Source organism: Terriglobales bacterium (assembly GCA_035457425.1).
Taxonomy (GTDB): domain Bacteria; phylum Acidobacteriota; class Terriglobia; order Terriglobales; family Acidobacteriaceae; genus JACPNR01.
The window spans coordinates 1-3053 of sequence record DATIBR010000082.1; the positions used below are offsets into that span (position 1 = coordinate 1).

3 protein-coding genes are annotated in these 3053 nt (G+C 68.5%); 1 reads left to right on the forward strand and 2 read right to left on the reverse strand.

All coding sequences use genetic code 11. From position 1 onward, the window contains the following. Nucleotides 1-147 precede the first annotated feature (147 nt). Nucleotides 148-1275, forward strand: a complete 1128-nt coding sequence (locus VLA96_06010; GenBank protein ID HSE48746.1) for a sigma-70 family RNA polymerase sigma factor — start codon at nt 148-150, stop codon at nt 1273-1275. Between the two features lie 57 nt (nt 1276-1332). Here VLA96_06010 and VLA96_06015 read toward each other — a convergent pair whose 3' ends face one another. Next, entirely contained in the window at nt 1333-2706 is a 1374-nt protein-coding gene (locus VLA96_06015) for a DUF5666 domain-containing protein (protein HSE48747.1), read from the reverse strand. A 153-nt stretch (nt 2707-2859) separates the two neighbouring features. Then, nucleotides 2860-3053, reverse strand: a 194-nt coding sequence (locus VLA96_06020; GenBank protein HSE48748.1) for a hypothetical protein, incomplete at its 5' end; no start/stop codon positions are given.

The following is a 3053-nucleotide window of genomic DNA, read 5'->3' on the forward strand; positions in this document are numbered from 1 at the left end:
CGATCTTCGAATTGGTCGCGCAGTGAGCCGCGCGCGGGCAAGTGGCGCCTGCTCCGGCACCGCACCACCGCCCTCCGGGACCGGGGCCTTAGCGCCATTAGCCTGAGAGGCAGCGATTGGCATAACATCCACGGACACAACACCCTTATGGACAGCCAGGCGCCAGCACCGGCAACGGAGCCCGCGACTGCGAACGAGCGGGATGCGCGGCTGATCGAGCGCATCGTGGCGGGGGAGTCGGCGCTGTTCACCGAGCTCATCCAGCCCTACCGTCGGTCGGTCTATGGCACGGCGTACGCCGTGCTGCACGACTCCGCGGACGCCGAAGAGGCCACGCAGGACGCCATCCTGAAGGCCTTCGTACATTTGGGCGAGCTGCGCGCCGGGGTGACCTTCAAGGCGTGGCTGCTGCAGATCGCGATGAACGAGGCGCGCATGCGGCTGCGGAGCGCGAAGCGGCGGCCGACCGAGCCGATCGAGCAGGAGAGCCCCGACGAAGACGCGCCGGCGCCGGCCGAGCCGCGCGACCAGCGCGAGCTGCCGCACGAAGTCCTGCAGCGCAAGGAGACGCGGCGCGCCATCACCGAGGCGCTCGGGACGCTGAGCGAGCCGTTCCGCGAGGTCTTCATCCTGCGCGAGATCGAGCAGCTCAGCGTGGAAGAGACGGCCAGGGCGCTCAACGTGACCGGCGAGGTGGTGCGGACGCGGCTGCATCGCGCGCGCGGACAGATGCGCGAGAAGCTGCGGCTGGAAGACACCAACACCGCCAGCTTCCGCGACAAGCTCACCGGCATGGCGGGCTCGGTGGAGTACTCGGTCGCGGCCGACTGCCCGCGCGATGTGGTGTGGGCGACGCTGACGGACTGGCAGAGCTGGCCGGATTGGGAGCGCATCCGCGGGCTCTACGGCAACGTGTACTGGAAGCAGGGCGAGCCGTGGCAGGTGGGCAGCCGCTTCGTGTTCGAGCACCGCGCGAAGATCGGGCCGCTGCCGTTCACCTTCGACGCCTACATGCTGGTAACGGGCGTGGAGCCGGGCACGCGTATCACGTGGATCAACCACGGCGTGGGCGTCACGGTGCAGCAGTCCACCGACCTGGCCGACGCCGAGGGCGGCGGCACCATCATCTCGACCTCGGCGGAGTTCCTCGGCAAGCCGCTGCAGCAGGCGCCGTGGCCGTTCCAAGCGGAAGAGATCCTCCGGAGCTTCATCACCAACTACTACGACGCGCTGGCGCAGGAGAGCTGCCGGCGCGCTCCTGCCGCGAAGCGTTAAGCAAAAAAGAGGGCCGCGCGGGAGCGCGACCCTGGGGAGAGATGCACTGGGGAACGATCACGGCGTCCCGATGCGCTCCGCCACCAGCTTGAAGCCGCTGTTGGAGAAGAGCAGGCCGCGGACGCGAACGGTGGCGCCGTTCGAGACGGCGCTCAGGTTCTTCAGACGGGTGCTCGGTTGCTGGAAGACGGTGAGCGTGGTCAGCCCGGTGAGCCGCGCGAACGCGGAATCGGAAGCCACGGTAAGGGTGAACGAGGCTTGCGAGCCGTTGGGCGTGTAGCCGGAGACGACGCCGGTGAGCGCCTGCTCCTGGAGCTTCACCTTGTCGGCGGTGATGGTGGAGGCCGCCGAGGTGTCGGTGTCGACCTCCACGCGCTGCGCCACGCTGAGGGTCGAGGCGTCGAACGTGGGCGTGAAGGGCAGGTTGCTGAGGTCCACCTTGTCGGAGCGCAGGCGGAAGCGCGTGTTGCCATCCAGGTTGACGGTGACGTTCGCGCCGATGGCGGGAGCGGACGAACTGGGAGTCGTTTCGTCCTGCACGACCATCACGAACTGCGTGACCGGGGAGCCGGTGGTGCTCACCACCAACCCCTCCACTTCGAGGCCGTCGGCCCCTTCGACCTCGGCCTCGACCTTGCGCGCGAGCAGCGAACCGTCGCTCTGCGTGACCGCGTGGACTTCCACGATCATCTCGACGGTGAGCGACCCGACGCCGGTCAGCGGTGACTCGAATTGAGTGGAAGAGTCGGTGGTGAACGTGAGGGACTGCGACGCCTGGTCGACGTTGATGGAAAAGCTGTTGCCGCCGGCGGAGGCGACTGCGCCCGTGACCTCGACCTCGCCGTCTTCGACCTCTTGCTCGTTCTCGTTCTGCGCGACCGGGTTGGAGCTCGCCGTGAAGGTCGGCGTGACGGTGGCGGTGTTGCCGGAGATGGCGACCGAAGCGGCGACGTTGAGGTCGAAGTTGATGACCAGCGGAGAACTCGCGACGGTGATGGCCGGACTGAAGGTCACGTTCGCGGTGTTGGAGGCGAGCGTGGCGGCGAGCTCGACCGGCTGCCCGGTCGAACCGATGACTTTCACCTCGGGGTCGGCGACGGTGATGGTGGCGCCGGTGTAGGCGCCGGCGGGGATGTTGCGCAGCGCGAGCGGCTCGAAGTTGCCGGCGTTGTGGATGAGCTCGATGCGGGTGGGGGAGGCGAGCACGCTGACGTCGCCCGCGGAGCTGTGCAGCACCACGGAATTCACCGTGAGCTCGAAAGCGACGATACTGTCCGCCGGGGCGTCACCGAACTTGATCTGCGCCATGGCGCTCTGGGTGGCGGGAGGTGGATTGTTCACGGCGGCCGTGTTGCCTCCGCCGCCGCAACCGACTGCCACGATGGTGGCCAGCACGAGCCCGATGACTTGAGACACACGTATCCCTCGCATGAAACGCTCCTTTTTCGATTCGCGCCCGGCCGCTGCAAGGGCCGGACGTCAGACGGTGGCGTGCTTCTGCTGCGAAAGATGCCGCGCGTCACCGGATGTGACAGGGCGCACGGTGACTATCGGACAGGGGCTAACGGCCGGGGCGGGGCAGGGTCAGCGCGCGGCGAGCGCGCGGGCGCAGCGCATGCCGCTGGTGGGCTCGAGCAGCGAGGCGACGCTGGAGGCGCGGTCGGCGAGCGAGCCGTAGTTGCCGGCCACGCGGCGAATGTACTCGGGCGCGGCGGGATGCACGCGCTCCAGTTGCAGGCGAGCGTAGCAGAGCAGCGCGAGCAGGCGGAGCTCGAGGG

Bases quoted from the DNA above. Each gene is read 5' to 3' on its own strand.
- VLA96_06010 (HSE48746.1), top strand. From the start codon at position 148: ATGGACAGCCAGGCGCCAGCACCGGCAACGGAGCCCGCGACTGCGAAC.
- VLA96_06015 (HSE48747.1), bottom strand. From the start codon at position 2,706: ATGCGAGGGATACGTGTGTCTCAAGTCATCGGGCTCGTGCTGGCCACC.